This window comes from Pseudoalteromonas sp. QJM3NY_22 (genome assembly GCF_056173065.1).
This window is the reverse complement of record NZ_CM149655.1, coordinates 4,025,362-4,047,893: the sequence shown is the minus strand read 5'-3', so window position 1 is coordinate 4,047,893 and position 22,532 is coordinate 4,025,362. Positions and strand designations below refer to the sequence as shown.

Sequence of the window (22,532 nt, the reverse complement as noted above, 5' to 3'; positions counted from 1 at the left end):
CAGATTAGGGGTGTTAATCTGGCAGTGAATTATATTAAGCATTGATCTCCGAAAATGCTTTTTCAGCTTCGCGAATGAATTTCTTCACCTTAGCGGCATCTTTTCTGCCGTCGCTACCTTCTAATCCCGTATGTGAATCAACTGCGGCTGGTTTAACCTTATAGATTGCATCAGCTACATTTTCAGGCGTTAAACCGCCAGCCATCATTAGAGGTTTTGGAGATCGTCTAACAAGTTCAGCGCTTACGTCCCAGTTATGCGTTAAACCAGTAGCGCCTTTAGCACCCGTTTTAGGGTTAAACGTATCAGTGATAAACATGTCAACAAAGTCAGCCATGGTATCAACAATTTCTAACAGCTCTTCAGCATTGTCTTCTTTCACAACAAGGCTTTTTAATAAGAAAAGATCAGGGCGCAGCTCTCTAAGCTTTTTCATTTCTGCCACACTAATATCACCGTGTAGTTGAACTGCTTTTACACCTAGCTCACTGCAATAACCGCTCACTTCTTCAGCATCTACCATATAGCTAATCAACACACCGGCTTGAGGCTCACTTAAGCCTTTAATAATGCTCATTGCATCTGTTTCAGAAATATCATCTTTTCCAGAAGGTAAGCGCAAAGGAAAGCCAAGCCACTCAATGCCAGACTCCAGCATTAGATTTGCTTCTTCTCGGTCGATAATGCCAGCTACTTGAATAATGTTTTTCATAATGTTCTCCAATTTAAAGTTAAAGGGTTGTAAAGAATCTCGACGTAAAGATATGTAAGAATTAACTTTGTGTCGAGTATCTTTATGTGAAGACATTAAATTAATATACGTTTAGCTGTTTCATAGAGTTGCTGAAGACTGATATTTTTATATCGTAATTATTTAAAAAGTTAACATAAGCAATAGTTTAAGTGGGTTTTTGAAGTGGTGCAGGGCGATTGGAAGCTTACTAAAAAATAATTTTCGGCCTTAAAAAAACTTAACATATTGAGCGTAAGTCTTAAATAAAAACAATATTTAGGCATTTAAAAAATTATATGGTGTGGGTATGGTTATCAAAACGTTAAGTTAACGAGGTCGTAAACGCGGACAAGAACAGTTGGCTTTGTCCGTGCCCCACCAAATTATTTTTAGCTGGTACAATGGCATTTGTATAACTATGTGCAGCAAGGGAGTATATGGAAAAGCAAGAAATAATAAGATTCATTAAGGATATACAATGTAAGTTTCCAGATGTGATCCCGCTAATGGATAAACACGAAAGTTGGGCGCTTACTTTTCGCATGGAAGAGTTTGCAAACTTAACAACTTTTGCATTCAACGAAAATAAAGTCACTAATGCTCTAAAGCACTTGTCATATATGAGTCTAAAATTAGACTCTGCAAGTCCTGCTGAACTTGAGTACATAGACACTTATTACGTTGAGCACTTATTTTGCAAGGCCACTCCCATTGGAATTGAAATAGGTTGGCCACTTGTTCCTGACAAACTTAAAAAACTGTACTTAGATTTTCACTGACAAGCGCCTAAAATACGTTGAGAATAGAAGCGAGTCGTTTTTATTTAAAAATCAAAATCTGCTCCGAAAAGTTGTTAAGTAGAAGCTATTGATCTGAACTTCATGAGAGATTTTTATTAAACTCCGTTATACTTCTTGCAATTGAATATGCCAAATGAAGTAAATAGGCCGCTAACTGCAATGAGTACAGAAATTCTTTTCCATACTACTTTTTCGCACGAAACCAGTAAAACATGGGTTGTATTTGTCCATGGAGCCGGTGGTAGTTCGGCAATCTGGTTTCGTCAGCTTAAAGCGTATAAAAAAGAATATAATGTGTTGTTGCTTGATCTTCGCGGTCACGGCAAATCGAATAATCTACTACAAAACTTTGTTGATAATAATTATTCATTTAATAATGTCTCTAAAGACATCATAGATGTGTTAGATCATAACAATATCACCAGCGCACACTTTGTTGGTATTTCATTGGGCACAATTCTTATTCGAAATATTGCTGAAATTGCGCCGCAATATGTTTCTAGCATGGTGCTAGGTGGAGCGGTTACTCGTTTTAATACTCGCAGTAATACATTGGTTTATTTAGGTAATACTTTTAAACACTTCTTGCCTTATATGTGGCTGTATCGCTTATTTGCTTTTATTATGATGCCGAAAAAGCGTCATAAAGAATCTCGACTTTTGTTTGTTCGTGAAGCAAAGCGCTTGTGCCAAAAAGAGTTTATAAAATGGTTTAAATTAGCCATGGATGTAAATCCTTTAATGCAATATTTCAAAGAAAAAGACATTGATATACCCATTCTGTACATTATGGGTAAGGAAGATCATATGTTCCTTGGCCCTGTTAAAGAAATGGTAAAGCGCCATAAAAATAGCGTACTGCAAACTATTCACCATTGCGGCCATGTTTGCAATGTGGAACGTCCTGACTTATTCAATCAGCACTCGCTTGCGTTTATCGCCCAGCAAAATCGTTAAGGGTTGTTGCTTTTAAAAAGCTTTCAGTTAATGGTAGGTAATTAGAAAAAATTTATAACAGCCATCATGAGTAAACTGGAGCAGATTTTTCTTTTGACTTTCGTCCTAAACTAAAAACAAGATCCGAAGGATAATACCCGCAACCAATAGGCCTGAAAGCAATACGCGAGAAAGCGATTCCATCCCGATTTGAATAACCATAAAGCTATCAATAGTATTGGTTAAGCCACACCGTAAATAAGCAAAATTGAGAATATAGATAAAAAGTACAATAAAGAAATTAACCGTTCTGCAGTCACACCAAACAGACATTGATCAGACCAATTTCAAAAATTTCGATTTAATTTAAACGCTTAATTCTCTTTAATTTGATAAAATAACATCTCAACTTTGAGGTGTATATGAATCAAAAATCAAACGGTTAGACCATCACGGTATTGTTTCAGGTGTTATAGAAGACTTAAAAATTGTCAGCCTTTTAGATCAATACTTACCTCAAGACGATAAACAAGAAATCACCCCCGGTGAAGCTGTAAAAGGCATGATCATGAATGGACTCGGTTTTGCCAATCGACCTTTATCACTCAGCCCTCAATTTTTTACTAACTTGCCTCTTGAACATTTATTTCGTGAAGGGGTTCAAGCATCACATTTTAATCGTCACAAACTTGGTAGAACTCTCGATCAATGCTTCGAGTTTGGCTGTGAAAGCTTATTTTCATTAGTCTCCGGACAAGCATGTGAAATAGAACAAGTTGATAAAACCTTTGAATCACTTGATACAACGAGTCACTCACTGACAGGTGAATATGCTTTTGATGATGGAGATAGTGATGAAAACGTCATTAAAATTACTCATGGCTATAGCAAGGCTCACCGTCCTGATTTAAAACAAGTCGTACAAGAAATCATTGTTAGCCAAGATGGTGGGATCCCGCTTGCATGTAAAAACTGGGATGGTAACAGCGCAGACACCGCTATTTTTAAAGCGCGAAGTAAGGCGCTTGTTGATGAGTTCAAAAAAAGCCAAGCCCCTAAATACCTTGTGGCAGACTGTAAACTTTATCATAAAAGTAATGCTGAGTTTTTAACCAAAATTCAATTTCTCACGCTAGTACCTTCAACAATTTCTCTTGAAAAATCCTCTATAAGTACAGCCATAGCAGCCAACCAATGGGTTAATATTGATGATAACTATCAATATGTTGTTGAAGAGATTGAGCATATGGGGATAAAGCAAAGATGGATGATTATTTATTCAAAAGCAGCTAATAGCCGAGCACAAAAAAGCATTGTTCGACAAGTTGAGCGAGCACACACAGGCATCAAAAAAGACCTCTTCCATTTACAAGCTCAACGTTTCGCTTGTCAAACTGACGCACAACGCGCATTAGATAAATTAGCGAAAAAGATGAAGCATCATCAAATAGCGACTCAGCAATTTATTAAGCATAAAGTCTATGAAGGTAAAGGGCGACCTAAAAAAGATGCGCCAGTAAAAAATATTGAATGGCAAATCACGGCAGAAATTGAAGAAAACGAAACCGCAATAAAACAGATTGTAGAACAAAAGTCATGCTTCGTATTAGCAACGAATATTGATAAAGAAGCCCTTTCACCAGTAGGTTTACTTAAGCATTACAAAGCACAATCTGAAGTAGAAAAAGGGTTTAGGTTTTTAAAAGACCCCTTGTTTTTTGTTTCATCATTATTTATCAAAAAGCCAAGTAGAATAGATGCTCTGTTGATGGTGATGACACTTTCATTGTTAGTTTATTCAATCGCGCAAAGACGAATGAGAGCGAATATGAAAAAAGAAAAAGCCACGATAGCGAATCAAATCAATAAAGAAATATCTAACCCAACATTACGTTGGGTCTTTCAGTGTTTTGAGGGAATTAATCTACTCCAGCAAGGCGACAAAATCAGCTTGGATGGTTTTGATGAGTTCAGGGAAAAGATAATAAGGCTCATTGGTGGACATGCGTTGCATTTATATAAAATCCAAAAAGTTGCCTAGGGGTCTGATCAATGCCTGACCAAAGTGCTCTTCAACTACATCGGTAAAATCGGCATCTTTATTTTTTGATGAAAGTACAAAACGCGCTAACTCTCGGTGGGCACAAAAGGTCATTGGGAATGCTAAACACGCCATAATAATTAATGGCCAAAAACCGCCAATACCAATATTAATAGGTAAAAATAAAATACCCGCACCAACGGCCGTGCCATATAGACTTAGCGTCCATTGTATATCGTGCTGGTTCTATTTTGAGGTAAAAGAGTGTGTTATTTATTGATGTATTTGAAAGCGTTACACCTTGAGGTGTTGTCATGTGTGTGCTCATCCATTATTAATAACAATTGCGCGCAAGAATATAACTTTTAACGTAGTTTTCATGCTTAGTTGCTAAGTGTAATGAAAATGAAACGATGTTTGAAAAGTGAACTGTAGTGGGGGTTGTAATAGTAATAAGCTTAGGCTTTATGCTCTTGCTTATTACTATTATTGGAAATTATTAGCTTTTAATCTACTGCCGAAAGGGCTTTTTGAGCAATTCGATTAACCATTTTAAGTGTTTTTTCGAATACCCACTTAATAAACTCGGCAGATAACTCCTTTATTTTAGTTCTAGCATAACCAGCAAAGGCCAGCATACATGCAAGTAATCCATTTATAGGGCCTGTTAAATCTACAGTATGAAAATTATTATTAGCTAAAATCATCGCAATTTTGTCGTATAAGCTTAAGCCGTTTGCAGTGCCTGATTGTAGTGCGTTTAAAGCGCCAAGTTTTGCTTGACGTAACACAGTCATAAGGGCTTCACTTAAGCGATTCATCCAATATATTGAAGGCTGTACTTGAGTGGCATGAGTAATATCTAAGGTAACGCGTTTAAATGGGTTAAATGTCACTCTTTTATTGATACTATCCCAAGATTGCTTTTGTGAGTTTCGGGTATAGTATTTCATCAAATGATGCCAAGGAGCTATAATTTGATTGTTATCCATTTTATATTCAGGAGCGTTGTAAGGAGCTTGCATGAATGGCCAGAATGGAACCATAGGCACAACATCTCCACCATTAACGCAACGGAAAATGTTTTTGGGCTCCAACGCATTTGTTGTGCTTAATGCAAAGTTTGTTAAGCCTACTTTTGGGGCTCCAAAAGTATATAATTTAACGTCTGAACTAAAACGTCGTTTTGCCCAGTCAGCTACTAATGAGGCAACTGCGCCGCCCAGACTATGACCAACACAGTGAACTGTAGCATTAGGCTTTAATTCACGTAATAAAGGGGCTAATTGTAATTTCAAAGTTTCAAACAAAGTGTTAAACCCTGCGTGTACACTATGCCCACCGTCACATACACTTATATTAGCTCTACAGTCAGTAGATGCATCGTATATTGATGCAGTTCCGCGTATGGCAAGTACTAAATCGTTTTTAAATGGGTTCATGCGACCAGCTGGAGAGGTGCCTTTGCCAACGAGTACAAACCCTGTTTGATGACCTGTTGCATGGGCCATTGCTCCGCCAGAGGTTCCTTTTATCGGACCGTTGGATAAATCAAAGGAAAAAATATTTTCTAAATAGTTTGATGCAATAACTGTGTATCGACCTCTTCGGTCTGGTTTTTTTATATCATAAGAAATTTTAGCAAGTTCAGCGCATAAAATGGGTGATAATGTTGCCACGGTAAATCCTTTTAATTTTGTTTTTCCCAACGAGCAATACTTTTAATGAAGTGCTCATCCAATGAATCTTCAGGGTTTATAAGGTGATGTTTGGTTTCATCATTTGTTAAATCGGCATTTAAATTTTTAAGAAGTCTTTTAAATTCTTTAGGTGTTTTTAGTCCATGCTGAAACCCAATCCACAGATTAAAAATCTTACCATCTTTTTCTAAGTCTATAATTATTCTAACTACAGGCTCATGAAAAATACTACCAGGTTTGCGAGAGGTTAAAGATTTTTCTGGGAAAGAGAAATAGCCTTCGCTATTAGTATATACACTGTCTAGCTCTTCATCATCATAGGTCAAGCTACGTTCAACGAGCTGATTTGCTAGTGGAATCCCATTGTTTAAAAGTTGACCTGTTACTTCTGGGCAAAGCTCAACTTTATATTTAATTAGACCAAGCATTCGACATCCCTTGTTGATAATTAATAATCCATATTTTGATGATTATCCATAAACAGGCTAAAACATCAATGTATTACTCTATATGATTTAGTTTACCCAACGGCAAATACTAGATATATTATGCTCTTCTTGGAAAGGGGAATCTGTGTTTATAAAATTGTGCACTTGCTCACTAGAAGTTAAATCCGCATTTAGACTAATTAAATGTTTTTTGAACTCTGATGTGTTTTTTAACCCTCTCTGATTACCAAACCAGAGCAAGTACACTTCGTCATTCCTTTCTAGATCAATAATTACTCGCACCACGGGCTCATGAAAAATACTGCCTGGTTTGCGAGATTTTAGAGATTTGGCAGGAAATGAGAAGCAACCGTTTTCATCAGTATAAACACTATCTAGTTCTTCTTCTTTGTAGGTTAAGCTTCGTTCAATGAGTTGATTGGCTAATGGGATTCCATTATCAAAAACCTGACCTTTTACTTCGGGGCATAGTTCTACTGTATAGCGAATTAATCCGAGCATATATCGTTCCTTGTTAACAATCCATATTTCGATGATTATCCATAAACAGGATAAAGCATCAATGTTTTTCCTGTACTATTCAATTTGTCCAGCGACAAATACTTGAAATATTATGCTCGCCGCTTGGTGCTTCTGAGTCAACGATTTGATGTTTTATTTCTTCAGCGCTTAAATCTGCATTTAAATTAATCAGTCTTTTTTGTAGTTCAATTGGGGTTTTAAGTCCATGTTGAAATCCAAACCATAAAGTATGATGATGACTTTTAAAGTGAGTCACTATTACGACTCTTATCATTGACTCATAAAATATACTGCCAGGCTTACGTGATTTAATTGATTTAGCGGAAAATGAGTCAGGGCAAGATCACGAACTTTACCTTGACTTAAAAGTATGATCTTATACTCCTTTTTTAAGGAGCATCCCCATGTCTAACATTCAGCTATTTAAATATTTCGAATCAATCGACGACCCTCGCCAACAAGGTAAAGTTGTTCATAAACTATTTGATATCATATTCTTAGCTGTTAGCGCTGTTGTTTCAGGCTGTCAGGGCTGGGAAGAGATTGAAGATTTTGGTCATGATAGACTAGATTGGCTCAGAAAATATGTTCTTCTTGAACAAGGGATCCCTCGCCATGACACAATTGCTCGTGTAATGAGCCGTATTGACATGACGCAATTCCAAGATTCCTTTTCTTCTTGGATGAAAGCCTGCTCCAAATTAACTCAAGGCGGTGTAGTTGCTATTGACGGTAAACGATTGAAAGGTTCATTTAATCAGTCAGATAGACGCGATGCGCTTTATATGATCAGTGCATTTGCATGCGAAAATGGTGTTGTTTTGGCACAATGCCCTGTTGATAAAAAGTCGAATGAAATAAAAGCGTTGCCAGAGCTGCTTGAATTATTAGAGATAAAAGGCTGCTTAGTAACGATTGACGCTATGGGGTGTCAAAAATCAATTGCAAAAAAAATAGTTGGTAAAGAAGCCGATTACTTACTTGCGGTAAAAGCAAACCATAAAAGGCTACTGTCACAAATAGAAGATGTGTTATTACCTGAGGTAGCACGACAAGCATCTGATGGGCTCTTGTTTAACGAAGCCGATTATCAAAAAAATAGAGAAGAATTTAGGTGCTGTGCAGTGAGCCATAACGTGAGCGGTTTATCAGAAACGATACACTGGGAAGGTGTAAAAACAGTGGGTGTTATTGTTTCTTATAGAAAAGAAAAAGGTAAATTAAGCAATGAGTTATGCTATAGATACTATATTAGTTCAGCGAATTTAACAGCGGAAGAACTCGCGAGAGGAGCACGACAACATTGGCAAATAGAAAATGGATTACATTGGCGTTTAGATGTAGGATTTAAAGAAGATGAGTGTCGAATTAGGCGCGAAGGTGCAGCACCTGTATTTGCGGGGCTGAGACACATCGCATTTAATCAGCTAAAAGCAGAAAAAAGTTTTAGTAAAGGCATGCCCGCAAAACAGAAAAAAGCTATGCGCAGTACAGCCTACCTTGAAAAGGTACTGAACGCATAGACTTTTTTCATGCTCTTGCCCTGGAAAATGAGTAAAAACCAAACTCATCAGTATAGGCTTCATCTATCTCCTCATTTTCTAAGGTTAAGCCTCTTTGGATAAGTTGGTTTGGTACTGGTTTACCGTTTAGCATAAGTTGCCCTTTAACTTCCGGACATAGCTCTACTGTATAGCGAATTAATCCGAGCATTTATTATTCCTTGTATAAAATCCATGTATTTATCTTTATCTATAAATAATGTGAAACGTTGATATACGGTATTATTCAATCTAAGAACAAAAATTATCATGGATAGCACCAGGGCGGGATCACACTTTGTAAATAAACAAATTTTATGATCTAATACCATAAATTTCATCACCTTAAACTTATTATGTCACTCTTCTCACATTTAGAACTCGTCAAAGATAATCGTTCACATATAAATCAGCACCATAACTTAGTTGATGTGCTTTTTCTTATTATTACTGCCGTTACATCAGGGTGTGAAAACTGGCAAGACATTGAAGTCTATGGCGAAAGTAAGCTTAATTGGTTAAGAGGATTTCGTTCTTTCAAAAATGGCATACCCACTCGACATAGTATTGCTCGGATTTTTAGAACCGTTGATACTGACTCATTACTACTCGCGATGTATAGCTGGGTCAATCAAAACCGCGTTAAGTCAGCGCATCCTGTCATTGCCTTCGATGGCAAAACTATTCGCGGAGCAAGTAAACACATTGCTGATAAATTACATCTCGTCTCAGCATTTGATTGTGAAGCAGGTCTCACATTATTCCACCAAACAGTTGGCAGTAAGACGAATGAAATACCGGCAGTTCGGGATTTATTGAAAATACTCGATATCAATAACACCGTCATTACACTTGATGCTTTGCACTGCCAAAAAGAAACGCTAAAACAGCTAATTAGCAGACATGCAGATTATCTAGTGCAAGCAAAGGGTAATCAAAAGAAACTTTATAGCGCGATTCAAGATGCATTTACACACCAGTATGAATCTGAAAACTCAGAGATACTTAGTCATGTAACACAAGATGAAGGGCATGGGCGAAAAGAAGTACGCACGATAGATTGTCTTGATGCGCGTTTATTACCGAGTGAAATTAAAGAGAGCTGGCCATCAGTTAGGACAATCGTTGCGGTGCAGCGAGAGCGAACGAAGGGTAATAGAACGAGTATTGACACACATTACTACCTAACATCGTTGACAGACAATATATTGATAAATAAAGCAATAAGACAACATTGGCTGATAGAAAATCAGCAACACTGGATACTGGATGTCGTATTTAAAGAAGATGCCTGTCAAATACATGAGCCATTAAGTGCGCAACATATGGCACTATTTAGACGCGTCGTTAGGAACATGATAAAGCAGCATACGAAAAGCAAGGGGTCAATAAGAAGTAAGTGTGTAAGAGCTTGTTATGATGATGCTTTTAGAGAAGAACTTCTTTTTGGTTAACATTTTTAACAAAGTATGCTCGCGCCCTATGGATAGCACTGACTGTTCAAATCGACAAATATAAGGTATACACTGGCAAAGTAACGTATTGATAAGGATATTAAGTTGTCGCAAGTTAAAACTCTCCCCATTACAGCCACGCGCTGGCTCTCTCTTTTATTGTGCGCAATTACCGCCGCAACAATTACTGTATTTTTAAGCAAAGTTGGTTTTGTACAAAAGGCATATTTAAGTTGGAGCGCTATTTTAAATGCGAATCCAATCCTACATTACAGCTGTGCATTTTTAGCGGGTATTGGCATAAAGCTCCTGCTTGATAAGTTTTATATATCGCACCCCAAACGCAGTATTGGATTTAACTGGCGATATCCGCCAGTGACAGTGAGCTTATGGTTGTCAGTGATTTTTATAGGATTTATTTTTTATTTCACTTCAAACCAAGAAGAGTTAATAGCTGCTACTTCTTGTTTTGAGTATTTCATCGTATTAATTTTAGGCTCTTCCATAATTACAGCTTATCAACAAAGCAATGAAAGAATTAGCCTTAATTTAGTTGTATGCTTCTCTCTTATCGCAGCGACTAGTACAGCTTTCATTTATTGGCATATCAGTCAGATAGGCTTTAGCTGGCCGCTTTTTATAACAGTAGATGTTTACATATTCTCTGCAATATTTTTGATAATCAAATATATAAATGAATGCATTAAAGCTAAATGGAATCGTAATCAAATAACTTTAGAGCGTACGAAAAATCTGAGTTCTGGTGATTTTAAAACATTAGATGAGTTTAAAAGTTGGTTTAAGGACGATTCCACTATTAAAAGCACAGAGAAATTAGAGCCAGACTTACAGGTATATGCAAAGCGTATCACCGAGCGGCTACAAAATGGTGGTGATAAAGATGAAAAGGATTTAGCACAGCACATAGCACTATGTGGGCCTTATGGTTGTGGTAAAAGCAGTATCGTCGAAAGTATTGTGAATTATTTAGCAAAAAACTCTGAAAAAGAGAGTATTTGGATACACAGCGATATATCAACTTGGGGCGCAGCCAGCGGCAGTGTTGCGCATGTGATACTCAGCAATATTATTGATGATATAAGCCAATATATTGATATGTGTGCCTTCCGTGCGCTACCAAAACATTATACCGAAGCACTAAAGTCGGGTGGTAGTGTATTTCAGTTTGCATCCACCTTGCTTGCCGGCCCTGTTGATATTGAGGAAAGTTTTCAAAAGCTTAATGACGTTCTTGATGCAACCAACCACAAATTACTGATCACCCTGCAAGATGTAGATCGCGGAACAGGCGGTGAAAATGAAAAACGGTTAAATGATATTGCTGCACTGTTGGATAAGCTAAAAAATAAAAATTTAAGTCGTATTAACTTTCTAATCGCGATGGGCAATACAAAGCCTTTTTATATTGAGATACAAAACAAGTTAGCTGACCATGTAGAGACAATAGTTCACCACGACTCTAAGAAAAGACTGCTTACGTGGGCAAAGTTATGTTCAGAGAAAGTCTTTGAAAATAATATGTTATTACCACATTCATTCATAGATAGTGCTGAGCAGTACTTTAAAGTATACCCACTAGCCTTTCATAGAAATCATTATCATCCAGTAACTATTTCTAATAATTTTATAGACTCAATTCGGATGTTGAAACGCGTTATGCGGCGTGTAAATAGATGTTGGACTGAAAATAAATTATTAGGGGAAGTTGATTTTGGAGCTTTGTTATTACTAGCTACCTTACGAGAAGCTGAACCAGCGTTATTTAATGCTTTTGTAAATTCATACACAAGCTTAGTTAATGGGAAGTCGTTACCAATAGCAAAAATAGAAGATGGCAAGCAAAGAACAGTTAACGAAATTCTCTTCGAATTAATAGCTGATTTTAAAAATGGTGATGCGGCTCATCTATATAATGCACTTTTTAAGGAACTGTTAAACCTTAAGGAAGATATAACTGATAAAAGCGGAAATGGTTTTAAAAGCAATAAAGGTAGTGGTGAGCAACATTTAGGTATAAAACCGGATACAGTTGATTACTTAAAACGTATGTTACTGGAAACAGTCCCTGAAAATGAGCTAAGAGATCAGATTGTTATTGATTCTATAAAATCTTTATCAACTCAAGAATTAGCAAAAAATATTTGTAGTGATTATCGATGGCAAGAGGAATTTGAACGTTTTGGCCGGATACTTTTTACTGATAATAAGTACCAAAATAGGGTTGAACAAATAGTTTTTGATGTTTTAGAGCATATTGGAAAAGATAAAAATGGCTTTTTGACTGACGGCCTTTTTGAGGAATATACAAAGCAAACCATCGATAATAATAATTTGGAAAAAGTTTTATATAAGCTAGGGTCTGTTGATCTTTGCGGATTAAAATTTGTTCAAACTAGGGGCTATTTAATCGCGGCGCGAGGTTTGTAACCTAGTGGGCTAAGTAAAAACCGAGCAACAAAGAGTAAATAGCCCCTAGAAAGAACCCTTTGGGCTGCGCCTGTTTGGCATTAATGCTACGTTATCGCCCATTTATGGGGAATAACCACACTACATAGGCTCTGCCTTGCCTAAATACCAAACAGACTGCTGCAAATTTAACCTTGAAAGATCAACAGACCCTAGTTGAATTAGAAAGCGGAGAAAAGTTGCTTGAACGACAATTGGAAAGATTACAGCGAAGTTTTGAAGGGAAAATTAAAATAAAGGATTTGAATAGAAATTATGTGGACATTAAAGATGAAGTAGAAAGAAAGGAAGCTGCAAGTCATAGTAATGCGCTTTTTCAAGGTCTTAATATAGTTAATTTTTTAAATGAAAATGCGCATAAGTTATCTGAACAATCTTTGTATGTGTGCCTAAGTTTTATAGCTTTTTCGCAGTTAGCCGATGGTGAATTTAACTTTTTAAATAGGCTAATGAAAAATCTATTAGAAGTTGTAATCAAAAATAAAAATACACGGACTGTTGAGTTTTTAGTTAGACCAGTACCGTACCAACATTTAACAATTAAACATTTGCAAGAGCATTTTTCAGACCTTTCACCTGGGCAGAGAGAAAACATTTTACAGATACTTGCAGAGCTTAAAGATAATCAAGAAAATAAATCAGATATCGATTTGGCAATAAAAAACTTAAGTTTTTCTGAGGCGTTGTAATCGCTCTGTGCAGCGAAGCGCCTCGGCGAGCTCTGCGGTGAAATTGTTTTTTCAAATAGAATACAGTGCAGGCTTTTTCGTGGCTAAAGCCATCTCCTACGAGGCGGAATATGCAGCTTATGGCTCAGCATTCTGGGTTTCGCTGAATGTCATATTGGTTATCAGAGCTAAATGTATCCCCACGAAATACAGTGTTTGTACTTGCGGTGCAGCTCTTTTGTAGGTCTGGCTTTAGCCTGACAAAATGACGGGATAAATCCCGACCTACAAATAATTTAACGCTGAGCTGCTTTTAAATTAACCGCTAACAGCTCTAGGCGCTTACTCTTCTATCGCACTCACAATAAAATACGGATTCAGGTACTCATCTTTAGTGTTATAAATAAGCGGGCTGCCATCAAGCTTAGTGACTTTAGCACCGGCTATTTCGGCGATGGCATGGCCTGCTCCTGTATCCCATTCGCAAGTTGGACCTAAGCGCGGGTAAATATCGGCGCTGCCTTCAGCGACTAAACACAGTTTAAGTGAGCTGCCTTTAGACACCATTTCAACGTCGTCAAAGCGTTTTACAAACTCGGCTAAATCGGATGATGGGTGCGAGCGGCTACCTACAACACGAATTAACCCTTTGTTAGGTTTAGTCGTTACTTTAAGCTCAATTCGCTCATCGCCTTTATCTTTAAAAGCGCCAATTGCTTCGGCGGCTAAGTACGATACGCCGAGTGCAGGTGCATCAACTACGGCTAAAATAGGAATGCCGTTTTTAATTAGGGCGATGTTTACGGTAAATTCACCGTTCTTTTTAATAAATTCTTTAGTGCCGTCGATTGGATCAACTAACCAGTAGCTTTTCCACGTTTGGCGTACATCCCAGCTTATGTCGGCGTTTTCTTCACTGAGTATTGGAATATCAGGTGTGAGCTGTTGAAGCCCTGCCACAATCAATTTATGAGCTGCTAAATCGGCGTCGGTTACGGGGCTTTCATCGGCTTTGTACTCAACGTTAAAATCCTTTTCGTAAATTCCCATTATCGCTTGGCCTGCTTTGCGGGCAAGGATGAGGGTTTCTTCTAGCAGTTCGGTTTGATTCATGGGGTTAACCTATATTATGTGCTTTTGTTTTAGATACGTTATCAGTTGTGTAACCGATTGGTCTAGGGTGTTTTTACTTGTATCTAAAATTATTTCTGGATTATTTGGCACTTCGTAGCTTGAATCGATACCAGTGAAGTGTTTTATCTCTCCAGCGCGGGCTTTTTTGTATAAGCCTTTTGGATCGCGGCTTTCGCATACATCCAGTGGGGTATCGATAAAGACTTCGATAAATTCGCCGTTATCTACTAAGCTGCGCACCATGTCGCGTTCCGCTCTAAAAGGCGATATAAACGCAGTAAGTACTAACAAGCCAGCGTCGGTCATTAGTTTTGCGGTTTCGCCTACGCGGCGTATGTTTTCAATGCGGTCTTCGTCGCTAAAGCCTAGGTCTTTACATAAACCGTGGCGTACGTTGTCGCCATCAAGCAGGTAAGTGTGCGTACCTTGCTGATTAAGCGCGGCTTCTAGTGCGTTTGCTACGGTACTTTTGCCAGAGCCTGAAAAGCCGGTAAACCATAAAATAGCGGGCTTATGTTTTTTTTGCTCACTACGCTGTGCTTTTGTAGTTGCGTAGTTATGCCAAACTATATTTTCATCCATAGTGAGAGTCTCTTATGCTGTGAGCGCAGGTATTAAAACGGAAATACCAGCGGGATCAGGGTTAATACCGTGATTGAATAAATAATAGAAAGGGGTAAGCCCATCACTATGTAATCTTTTAAGCGATAGTTACCCGCGCTATAAACCATTAGATTAGTTTGATACCCAAATGGCGATATAAAGCTGGCTGATGCGCCAAAGGCAACCGCCATAATAAACGGTAGCGGGTCTACATTAAAACCAACCGCGAGCGAGTAAGCAACAGGGAACGACAAGGCAGCTGCTGCGTTATTAGTAATAAGCTCGGTAAATAATACGGTCATTAAAAATATAGCTATAAACGCGCCGTACGGGCCAAAATCCCCAAGTACCATAAACATGGCGTCGGATATTTGCCCGGCAAGTCCGGTGCCTATCATTAATTTAGCAAGGCCAATGGCGCTACCTACAACCACCAATAACTCGATAGGAAAACGGCGTTTTACTTCGTTAAGTTTTATGGTGCCACTGAGCATTAAGCCAATCAGTAATACTAATAAGCCTTTAACCAGCGGCACTATGCCAATAATGCTTAAACCCAGTACTGCGGCAAAGCTTAGTAACACAATGTTTGATTGTTTAGGCGCAAGGTGGGCTTGTAAGTCAAACCCTGAAATATACACAAATTCGCGCTTTAAATTAGGCAAAGTGTAAAAGTTTTTGCCTGGTGCGAGTATAAGTGAGTCGCCAGCTTGTAATTGCACTTGCCCAAGGCCGCCTTGTAAGCGGTCGTGCCCACGGCGAATGGCAATAACAGCAGCATGAAATTGCTCTCTAAAGCGGGCTTCTTTTACGGTTTTGCCAATAAATTTTGAAGATTGACTTACGACTACTTCTACTAAGTGTTCTATGTCTTTTTGATGATTTTCGTGCACTACTTTTAGGCCGTCGAAACGGGTAAGTAATGGCACCGATTTTATGTCACCTACAAACAGCAGCACGTCGTCTTTTTGAATAATTTGCTGTGGAGTGACTGCGCAAATGCGGCTCCCGTCGCGAATGATTTCAGCGAGGAATAAGTCTTTTAAATCACGCAGGCCGTTTTCTTCTACGGTTTGGCCTATTAATTTTGAGCTTGCTTGTACTTTACCTTCTAGGTAAAAAGGCACGACTTCTTGGTCGCTTTTACCGTTGTCGGGTAAGTATTTAAGCATTACTAAAATGGTAATTAGGCCTACGCTTAGCGCGCCCAAACCCACTAAGGTAAAGTCAAAAAAGCCCAGCGGTTCCATGCCCGCATCTACTGCAAAGCCATTGACGATTAAGTTGGTTGATGTACCAATAAGCGTAATGGTGCCGCCCAAAATAGCAGTGTACGACAGCGGTAATAATAGCTTTGAAGGGGAGTGATTAGGGTTGTCTTTTATCGCGGTAATAAGCGATGCAACAACGGCGGTATTGTTAGTGAACGACGATAAAAAGGCGGTTGATAACCCCAATTTTGTTACCGATTTTACTAAACTACCTTTAGATAGCGATTGCGCTAACTTTTGAATTAGGGTGGTTTTTTCTATTGCGGTTGACACTAACACCAATAGTACTAAGGTGATAAGCGACGGGTTAGCGTAGTTAACTAACATACTTTCAAGATCGATTAGCCCTGCTAAGTAGCTGGTGCCAATAGCGCTTACAAATAACCATGCTGGATTAATACGGGTGCCAAAAAGGCACCCGACTAAGGTAAGCATAATGCCTGTTAAAACGAGCTGTTCTACCATGCTTTTAAATTCCTAACAGGCTAAAGTTAACTTATAACTTAGAAATATCAAGCGCTTGCCAATGTGGGAAGTGCTTGCGTACTAAGCTGTTAAATTCAACTTCAAATTCGCTAAAGTTACTTTGCTGTGCTTGGCTTTGCAGTACTTGTTCAATCATACCGGCAGCAACAGTTAGGTTTGATAAGCGATCGATTAGGATAAACGAGCCTGTTTCGTGATTGCTGTGGTACTCGTCTGCCAAAATAGTTTCGGTTAGTTCAAGCGTTACAATCGCAATTTCGTTTAGCTGCAGTGTGTCGCTAGTGCCGTGCTCAAGCGTGTTTACATCAATTGTGTAGTCAATCTTTTTAACAATAGCTGAGGTGTTTTTGCTACCTAGTTTTAGGTTATAGCTTTTACCTAATACTAAGGGCGATTCATGCATCCACACAATTTTAGCTTGCAGCTGGTTAGTAACAGCGGCCGTTGAGTTTGCAGGTACTATTACATCCCCTCGGCTAATATCAATTTCGTTATTTAGGGTAACGGTAATTGCTTGGCCTGCTTGTGCGCTATCTAGGTTGCCATCAAAGGTAACAATTTCTTTAATGCTTGATGTTTTACCCGACGGTAATACTTTTATTGCATCGCCTACATGTATCTTGCCCGATGTAAGTGTGCCCTGAAAACCACGGAAGTTTAAGTTAGGGCGCACGACATATTGCACAGGTAGGCGCGCTTCAAAGCCTGTATCTGTTTCGGCTGCTGGCGAATCTTCTAGTAATTCTAGTAGCGGCTTGTCGGTGTAATACGGTGTATGAGCAGAACGCGTTACTACGTTGTCGCCTTTAAGCGCCGACATAGGCACAAACTTAATGTTTGATACGTTAAGTTGCTCAGCAAATTTAAGGTAATCGGCCTTAATTTTTTCATACACGGTTTCGTCAAAATCAACGATATCCATTTTATTAACGGCAACAACAAACTGCTTAATGCCAAGCGAGTCACAAATAAAGCTATGGCGCTTGGTTTGTACTTGCACGCCGTAACGCGCATCAACCAAAATAATGGCTACATCGCTTGTTGATGCACCTGTTACCATGTTACGCGTGTATTGCTCGTGCCCAGGTGTGTCGGCAATAATAAATTTACGCTTAGCCGTTGAAAAGTAACGGTACGCTACGTCAATGGTAATGCCTTGCTCGCGCTCAGCTTGTAGGCCATCAACTAATAAAGCAAGGTCAAGATCTTCACCTGCATTACCTACTTTTTCGTTATCTTTATGAAGGGCAGCAAGCTGATCTTCATAAATTTGGTGGCTGTCGTGCAGTAGGCGGCCAATCAATGTTGATTTACCGTCATCTACGCTGCCACAGGTAAGCATGCGTAATAAGCTTTTATCTTGTTGGCGTGCTAGGTAGGCGTCTATGCCTATTTCTTTTACTTCGTTAAATGTATCGTTATTTTGGCTAGACATTAAAAATACCCCTCACGTTTTTTCTTCTCCATTGAGCCGGCTGAATCATGATCAATAACACGACCTTCACGTTCAGATGACGTAGATAGCAGCATTTCTTCAATAATTTCGGTTAAAGTACTGGCTGTTGACTCAACTGCACCGGTAAGTGGGTAGCAGCCTAATGTACGAAAACGTACAGATTTCATTTGCGGTACTTCACCTTCATTAAGTGGCATACGCTCATCGTCAACCATAATTAAAGTGCCGTCGCGCTCAACAACAGGGCGCTCTTTTGCTAGATAAAGCGGTACCATGTCGATGTTTTCTTGATAAATGTATTGCCAAATATCAAGCTCAGTCCAGTTAGACAACGGGAAAACACGAATGCTTTCGCCCGGATTAACTTGGCTGTTATAGGTGTTCCAAAGCTCAGGACGTTGGTTTTTAGGGTCCCAACGGTGGTGTTTGTCGCGGAATGAATAAACACGCTCTTTTGCGCGTGATTTTTCTTCGTCTCGGCGTGCGCCACCAAATGCAGCATCAAAACCATATTTGTTAAGTGCTTGCTTTAAGCCTTGGGTTTTCATTATGTCAGTATGTTTACCCGAGCCATGCGTAAACGGGCCTACACCCATTTCAATGCCTTCTGGATTTTTGTGTACCAGTAGATCAAAGCCGTATTCTTTAGCTATACGGTCGCGAAACTCAATCATTTCACGAAACTTCCAGTTGGTGTCTACGTGTAATAACGGAAACGGAATTTTTGCAGGGTAAAATGCTTTACGCGCTAAGTGCAAAAGTACCGACGAATCTTTACCAATAGAGTAAAGCATTACTGGGTTCTCAAACTCAGCGGCGACTTCGCGCATGATTTTGATACTTTCAGCTTCAAGTTGCTGAAGGTGAGTTAAAGCCATTGTTAGTCGTCCTACTAAAATGATTAAAAGTTACAAATTTAAAATTCGGTTATGTATTTGATACATCTGTTAGCGGCTGTGCAAAGCTGCTTGTTTGTTCGTTTTTCCCAAACCACGCTAGTTGCGAGTGCAGGGCGGCTACTTCACCAATAATGAGTAACGCAGGCGATATAATGCTGTTGCGCTGGATTAAGTCGGCAAGTTCGCCTAATTGGCCTGTTACTACACGCTGATTTTTGCGTGTACCGTTTTCGATAATGGCAACTGGTGTGTCGGCTTTGCGGCCATGTTTTAAAAGCTCGCTTTGTATGTGCGGCGACTTAATTACGCCCATGTAAATAGCCAGCGTTTGATTTGCTTTTGCCAGCGATTGCCAATCAAGTTCTTGACCGTCTTTTTTACAGTGGCCAGTTACAAATTGGATGGCTTGTGCATGGTCACGATGCGTAAGCGGAATACCCGCATAAGCACTACAACCTGCAGCGGCTGTAATACCCGGTACAATTTGATAATTTACGTTGTTAGCAGCCAGTACTTGTACTTCTTCGCCACCACGGCCATAAATAAACGGATCGCCACCTTTAATGCGGCACACTTTTTTGCCTTGTTTAGCAAGGTCAACCAGCATTTGGTTGGTGTCGTCTTGAACAACACTATGATCGCCTAAACGTTTGCCTACACAAATAAGGTCAGCATCGCGGCGCACTAATTCCATAATTTCGTCAGAGACTAAAAAGTCATAAACGACGACGTCGGCTTGTTGCATAAGTTGCAGTGCTTTAAGTGTTAAAAGCTCTGGATCGCCAGGGCCTGCACCTACTACATATACTTCGCCTTCAGGCTCTGCTTTAGCATCTAGCATTTGCTCTAGTTGCTGCTGTGCGGCTTGGGTATCGCCGGTTTGTACTTTACTGACGACAGATGAGTCGAACACGCCTTCCCAAAATTGGCGGCGGTCTGAAAAATGCTTAAAGCGTTTTTTTACTTTGTCTCTAAAGCCACCGACAAGTGTTGCAAGTGGGCCAATATGATGCGGAATAAGGGTTTCGAGCTTTTCGCGTAAGCGACGTGCAAGTACCGGCGCTGTGCCTGCACTTGATATAGCAATCGTAATTGGGTCGCGATCAACAATGGATGGAAATATAAACGTACATTTAGGTTGGTCATCAACCACGTTTACAAATACATTGCGGGCATTGGCAAGTTCAAATACGTTGTTGTTTACTTCATCGCGGTCGGTTGCTGCAATAACAAGCATTTTGCCATCAAGGTGCGATTCATCAAAATAAGCATCAATAAGCGTTACTTCATTATTATGTGCATGCTCTTTTAGTTCGTCGCAAAACCAAGGTGCTACTAAAGTAACGCTTGCTCTCGCTTTTAAAAACGCGCGACATTTGCGTAATGCGACCTCTCCACCGCCAACAACCAATACTGGTTTGTTGTCGAGTTTGGTAAAGATAGGTAAATACTGCACGTTAATAAGACCCCTAAACAAATTCAAATATAAGAAAACGCTTTATTCTGATAAGCAGAATATAGCGGCTATCAATAAGTAAAAAATAATTAAAACCAAGTTGATATAACCAAAAGTTATAATAGGTGGGCTTTTTAGGCCTAAGAGTTAGTTAACAAGGGATTGCGACGAGTTACAAGTAAAATAATCAGCTTATAGTGTTTGGTTATGAGCTATAGCGAGTTTGGTTTTATTTGTTAATATGGAGGCATATCAAATTTTGTACTCAAGAAGTAACGGAGCTCTAATGACACAACAACAAAAAGAAGCTGCATTAGCAGTCGCACTGATGGATTTAACAAGCTTAAATACCAGCGATACAACCAAAAGCATTCAAGCACTTGTTGATAGCATAAACCCTACCTTAGGTACACCTGCTGCAGTATGTGTTTATAGCGACTTTGTTGATGATGCAAAAATAGCACTCGCAGCACGTGGGCTTAACCACGTAAAAGTTGCAACAGTCACTAACTTCCCAACGGGTGATGCACCAATAAGTGATGTAATTAACGAAACACTTATTGCAATAGAGCGCGGTGCTGATGAGATTGATTTGGTTATTCCTTATAAAAAGTTAATCGCGGGCGATGCTCAAACTGTACTTAACTATGTAAGCGAAAGTAAAAAAGCGTGTGGGTCACGCGCCCAGCTAAAAGTAATAATTGAAAGCGGTGAACTTAAAACCGAAGCGCTAATAACACAGGCTACTCAATTGGCAATTAAAGGCGGTGCTGATTTTGTAAAAACCAGTACGGGTAAAGTCGCTGTAAATGCCACGCTTGAATCAACAAAAATTATGCTCAGTGCAATTAAAAATACTGGTAAGCATGTTGGCTTTAAAGCCGCCGGTGGTGTTAAAACAGTGGCCGATGCTAGTGATTATTTAGCACTTGCACGCGCGATAATGGGTGATGATTATTTGCAAGCAAATACATTTAGGTTTGGTGCTTCAAGCTTGTTAAGTGACGTTTATACAATATTAAAAAGTAATTAAAGGAAAGATGATGAGAGCAAGAAAATCCGGGACACAAACATTGTTTAATAACCTATTTAAAGGTGCATTGGTTGTAGGAGTCGTTGGTTTTGGATTAACTGCATGCACTAACCCAAGCACACCCGCAGGTGAAGAAGGCTACGTATTCGAAAAGCCGCGTGTATTTGGTGAAGGTGGTTATCAAGGTACAATGAAGGGCCCATCTAATTACGGTATGTCGTTACTGCGAAATGAAGTGGTAAACATCGATATGCGACCTAATACATATACCGAGACATTTAGAATCTTAGCGAATGATGATTTAAATATTAAATTTGATTTTCATGCTGTTATTGCTATTGAGAGTGGCACTGTTAAAACTGTGGTAGAGCAGTACGGCGCCGAAAATTGGTATAAACGCTTTGTACGTGAAACTTTCAGAACGTATGTGCGCGATACAGTACAAAAATACGATAGTGGCGAGCTTAAAACAAATCGTGAGAAAATTGCGAAGGAAGTGACTCTGCGCCTGCAAAGTTATTTATCGACAACGCCGTTTAAACTTGCAAACGTTGTAGTAGGCAATATTAATTACCCCGATATTGTTGCTAATGCAGTTGAGAAAAAATTGGCAGCTCAGCAGCTATTATCGGAAAAAGAAACACAAAAAGAGATTGCCAAAAAAGACGCTGAAATTAGGGTTGAAGAAGCCAAAGGGATTGCTCAAGCTCAGAAGATCATTAACGCAACACTAACAGCTAATTACATTCAACATGAAGCTATTAATGCACAAATAAAAATGGCTGAGTCACCTAATCATACAACTGTTTATATTCCGGTAGGTAATAACGGAGTACCACTTGTTAAAGGCGCTAACTAGATAG

The 22,532-nt window shown here is 39.1% G+C and carries 21 protein-coding genes and 2 pseudogenes; 9 read left to right on the top strand and 14 right to left on the bottom strand.

Annotated elements, in window-relative coordinates; translation table 11 throughout:
- Positions 1-34: 34 nt before the first annotated feature.
- Positions 35-712, bottom strand: coding sequence for a phosphoribosylanthranilate isomerase (locus AC0VZ4_RS18735; protein WP_008133429.1), 678 nt, complete (start codon positions 710-712; stop codon positions 35-37).
- 458 nt (positions 713-1,170) lie between these two features.
- Between AC0VZ4_RS18735 and AC0VZ4_RS18730 the strand changes: the two genes are divergently transcribed.
- Both AC0VZ4_RS18730 and AC0VZ4_RS18725 read left to right on the top strand, forming a co-directional pair.
- Positions 1,171-1,512 (top strand): DUF7674 family protein, encoded by a 342-nt coding sequence (locus AC0VZ4_RS18730; RefSeq protein ID WP_475440421.1) that lies wholly within the window; start codon positions 1,171-1,173, stop codon positions 1,510-1,512.
- 180 nt (positions 1,513-1,692) lie between these two features.
- Positions 1,693-2,490 carry an alpha/beta fold hydrolase gene (locus AC0VZ4_RS18725; protein ID WP_475440420.1) on the top strand — a complete coding sequence of 266 codons (798 nt, stop codon included), beginning with the start codon at positions 1,693-1,695 and terminating at the stop codon, positions 2,488-2,490.
- A 129-nt stretch (positions 2,491-2,619) separates the two neighbouring features.
- Here AC0VZ4_RS18725 and AC0VZ4_RS18720 read toward each other — a convergent pair.
- A pseudogene (locus AC0VZ4_RS18720) lies at positions 2,620-2,795 on the bottom strand (HAAAP family serine/threonine permease); the annotation flags it as partial.
- A gap of 107 nt (positions 2,796-2,902) precedes the next feature.
- Between AC0VZ4_RS18720 and AC0VZ4_RS18715 the strand changes: the two are divergent.
- The gene (locus AC0VZ4_RS18715) at positions 2,903-4,510 is read left to right on the top strand and encodes an IS1634 family transposase (protein WP_475441684.1); all 1,608 of its coding nucleotides are present in this window, start codon (positions 2,903-2,905) and stop codon (positions 4,508-4,510) included.
- 18 nt (positions 4,511-4,528) lie between these two features.
- Here the strand turns inward: AC0VZ4_RS18715 and AC0VZ4_RS18710 are convergent.
- The 5 genes and pseudogenes from AC0VZ4_RS18710 to AC0VZ4_RS18690 form a co-directional block, all read right to left on the bottom strand.
- Positions 4,529-4,826 (bottom strand): annotated as a pseudogene (locus AC0VZ4_RS18710) (HAAAP family serine/threonine permease); the annotation flags it as partial.
- A gap of 190 nt (positions 4,827-5,016) precedes the next feature.
- Positions 5,017-6,189 (bottom strand): lipase family protein, encoded by a 1,173-nt coding sequence (locus AC0VZ4_RS18705; protein ID WP_475440419.1) that lies wholly within the window; start codon positions 6,187-6,189, stop codon positions 5,017-5,019.
- 11 nt (positions 6,190-6,200) lie between these two features.
- Positions 6,201-6,638, bottom strand: coding sequence for a DUF6795 domain-containing protein (locus AC0VZ4_RS18700; RefSeq protein ID WP_033029161.1), 438 nt, complete (start codon positions 6,636-6,638; stop codon positions 6,201-6,203).
- 87 nt (positions 6,639-6,725) lie between these two features.
- Positions 6,726-7,160: a DUF6795 domain-containing protein gene (locus tag AC0VZ4_RS18695; protein WP_475440418.1), complete on the bottom strand. Its 435-nt coding sequence runs from the start codon at positions 7,158-7,160 to the stop codon at positions 6,726-6,728.
- A 79-nt stretch (positions 7,161-7,239) separates the two neighbouring features.
- The gene (locus tag AC0VZ4_RS18690; RefSeq protein ID WP_475440417.1) at positions 7,240-7,437 is read right to left on the bottom strand and encodes a hypothetical protein; all 198 of its coding nucleotides are present in this window, start codon (positions 7,435-7,437) and stop codon (positions 7,240-7,242) included.
- 148 nt (positions 7,438-7,585) lie between these two features.
- Here AC0VZ4_RS18690 and AC0VZ4_RS18685 point away from each other — a divergent pair, with 148 nt between their 5' ends.
- Positions 7,586-8,704 (top strand): ISAs1 family transposase, encoded by a 1,119-nt coding sequence (locus tag AC0VZ4_RS18685; RefSeq protein ID WP_007378406.1) that lies wholly within the window; start codon positions 7,586-7,588, stop codon positions 8,702-8,704.
- Positions 8,705-8,711: 7 nt separating this feature from the next.
- On the opposite strand, the gene AC0VZ4_RS18680 is transcribed toward AC0VZ4_RS18685, so the two are convergent.
- Entirely contained in the window at positions 8,712-8,894 is a 183-nt protein-coding gene (locus tag AC0VZ4_RS18680) for a DUF6795 domain-containing protein (RefSeq protein ID WP_475440416.1), read from the bottom strand.
- A gap of 184 nt (positions 8,895-9,078) precedes the next feature.
- On the opposite strand from AC0VZ4_RS18680, the gene AC0VZ4_RS18675 reads away from it, so the two are divergent.
- The 3 genes from AC0VZ4_RS18675 (at position 9,079) to AC0VZ4_RS18665 (ending at position 13,352) form a co-directional block, all read left to right on the top strand.
- A complete protein-coding gene (locus tag AC0VZ4_RS18675; RefSeq protein ID WP_475440415.1) occupies positions 9,079-10,176 on the top strand; it encodes an ISAs1-like element ISPsesp1 family transposase in 1,098 nt (365 codons plus the stop codon).
- 105 nt (positions 10,177-10,281) lie between these two features.
- On the top strand, positions 10,282-12,624 hold the full coding sequence (locus tag AC0VZ4_RS18670) for a P-loop NTPase fold protein (protein ID WP_475440414.1): 2,343 nt from the start codon (positions 10,282-10,284) through the stop codon (positions 12,622-12,624).
- A 173-nt stretch (positions 12,625-12,797) separates the two neighbouring features.
- Positions 12,798-13,352, top strand: a complete 555-nt coding sequence (locus AC0VZ4_RS18665) for a PHP domain-containing protein (RefSeq protein WP_475440413.1) — start codon at positions 12,798-12,800, stop codon at positions 13,350-13,352.
- Positions 13,353-13,673: 321 nt separating this feature from the next.
- Here AC0VZ4_RS18665 and cysQ read toward each other — a convergent pair whose 3' ends face one another.
- Genes cysQ through cysG form a run of 6 tightly spaced genes read right to left on the bottom strand, consistent with a single transcriptional unit; the run spans position 13,674 to position 20,636 of the window.
- Positions 13,674-14,444 carry a 3'(2'),5'-bisphosphate nucleotidase CysQ gene (gene cysQ / locus AC0VZ4_RS18660; protein WP_475440412.1) on the bottom strand — a complete coding sequence of 257 codons (771 nt, stop codon included), beginning with the start codon at positions 14,442-14,444 and terminating at the stop codon, positions 13,674-13,676.
- A gap of 9 nt (positions 14,445-14,453) precedes the next feature.
- Positions 14,454-15,047 carry an adenylyl-sulfate kinase gene (cysC, locus tag AC0VZ4_RS18655; RefSeq protein WP_475440411.1) on the bottom strand — a complete coding sequence of 198 codons (594 nt, stop codon included), beginning with the start codon at positions 15,045-15,047 and terminating at the stop codon, positions 14,454-14,456.
- A gap of 32 nt (positions 15,048-15,079) precedes the next feature.
- A complete protein-coding gene (locus AC0VZ4_RS18650; protein ID WP_002958871.1) occupies positions 15,080-16,804 on the bottom strand; it encodes an SLC13 family permease in 1,725 nt (574 codons plus the stop codon).
- 31 nt (positions 16,805-16,835) lie between these two features.
- Positions 16,836-18,260 carry a sulfate adenylyltransferase subunit CysN gene (gene cysN / locus AC0VZ4_RS18645; RefSeq protein ID WP_475440410.1) on the bottom strand — a complete coding sequence of 475 codons (1,425 nt, stop codon included), beginning with the start codon at positions 18,258-18,260 and terminating at the stop codon, positions 16,836-16,838.
- On the bottom strand, positions 18,260-19,159 hold the full coding sequence (gene cysD, locus AC0VZ4_RS18640) for a sulfate adenylyltransferase subunit CysD (protein ID WP_033029149.1): 900 nt from the start codon (positions 19,157-19,159) through the stop codon (positions 18,260-18,262). Before cysD ends, cysN begins: the two co-directional genes overlap by 1 nt.
- Before the next feature lie 49 nt (positions 19,160-19,208).
- Positions 19,209-20,636: a siroheme synthase CysG gene (gene cysG, locus AC0VZ4_RS18635; RefSeq protein ID WP_101164434.1), complete on the bottom strand. Its 1,428-nt coding sequence runs from the start codon at positions 20,634-20,636 to the stop codon at positions 19,209-19,211.
- Positions 20,637-20,922: 286 nt separating this feature from the next.
- Between cysG and deoC the strand changes: the two genes are divergently transcribed.
- Together deoC and AC0VZ4_RS18625 are read left to right on the top strand one after the other, a co-directional pair.
- Positions 20,923-21,669 (top strand): deoxyribose-phosphate aldolase, encoded by a 747-nt coding sequence (gene deoC, locus AC0VZ4_RS18630; RefSeq protein ID WP_475440409.1) that lies wholly within the window; start codon positions 20,923-20,925, stop codon positions 21,667-21,669.
- A gap of 10 nt (positions 21,670-21,679) precedes the next feature.
- A complete protein-coding gene (locus AC0VZ4_RS18625) occupies positions 21,680-22,528 on the top strand; it encodes an SPFH domain-containing protein (protein ID WP_475440408.1) in 849 nt (282 codons plus the stop codon).
- Positions 22,529-22,532: the final 4 nt, after the last annotated feature.

Coding starts and splice junctions, on each gene's coding strand:
- AC0VZ4_RS18650 (WP_002958871.1), bottom strand. CDS start 16,804: ATGGTAGAACAGCTCGTTTTAACAGGCATTATGCTTACCTTAGTCGGG.
- AC0VZ4_RS18625 (WP_475440408.1), top strand. CDS start 21,680: ATGAGAGCAAGAAAATCCGGGACACAAACATTGTTTAATAACCTATTT.
- AC0VZ4_RS18725 (WP_475440420.1), top strand. CDS start 1,693: ATGAGTACAGAAATTCTTTTCCATACTACTTTTTCGCACGAAACCAGT.
- AC0VZ4_RS18695 (WP_475440418.1), bottom strand. CDS start 7,160: ATGCTCGGATTAATTCGCTATACAGTAGAACTATGCCCCGAAGTAAAA.
- cysD (WP_033029149.1), bottom strand. CDS start 19,159: ATGGCTTTAACTCACCTTCAGCAACTTGAAGCTGAAAGTATCAAAATC.
- AC0VZ4_RS18680 (WP_475440416.1), bottom strand. CDS start 8,894: ATGCTCGGATTAATTCGCTATACAGTAGAGCTATGTCCGGAAGTTAAA.
- AC0VZ4_RS18735 (WP_008133429.1), bottom strand. CDS start 712: ATGAAAAACATTATTCAAGTAGCTGGCATTATCGACCGAGAAGAAGCA.
- deoC (WP_475440409.1), top strand. CDS start 20,923: ATGACACAACAACAAAAAGAAGCTGCATTAGCAGTCGCACTGATGGAT.
- AC0VZ4_RS18675 (WP_475440415.1), top strand. CDS start 9,079: ATGTCACTCTTCTCACATTTAGAACTCGTCAAAGATAATCGTTCACAT.
- cysC (WP_475440411.1), bottom strand. CDS start 15,047: ATGGATGAAAATATAGTTTGGCATAACTACGCAACTACAAAAGCACAG.
- cysN (WP_475440410.1), bottom strand. CDS start 18,260: ATGTCTAGCCAAAATAACGATACATTTAACGAAGTAAAAGAAATAGGC.
- AC0VZ4_RS18685 (WP_007378406.1), top strand. CDS start 7,586: ATGTCTAACATTCAGCTATTTAAATATTTCGAATCAATCGACGACCCT.
- AC0VZ4_RS18730 (WP_475440421.1), top strand. CDS start 1,171: ATGGAAAAGCAAGAAATAATAAGATTCATTAAGGATATACAATGTAAG.
- AC0VZ4_RS18700 (WP_033029161.1), bottom strand. CDS start 6,638: ATGCTTGGTCTAATTAAATATAAAGTTGAGCTTTGCCCAGAAGTAACA.
- cysQ (WP_475440412.1), bottom strand. CDS start 14,444: ATGAATCAAACCGAACTGCTAGAAGAAACCCTCATCCTTGCCCGCAAA.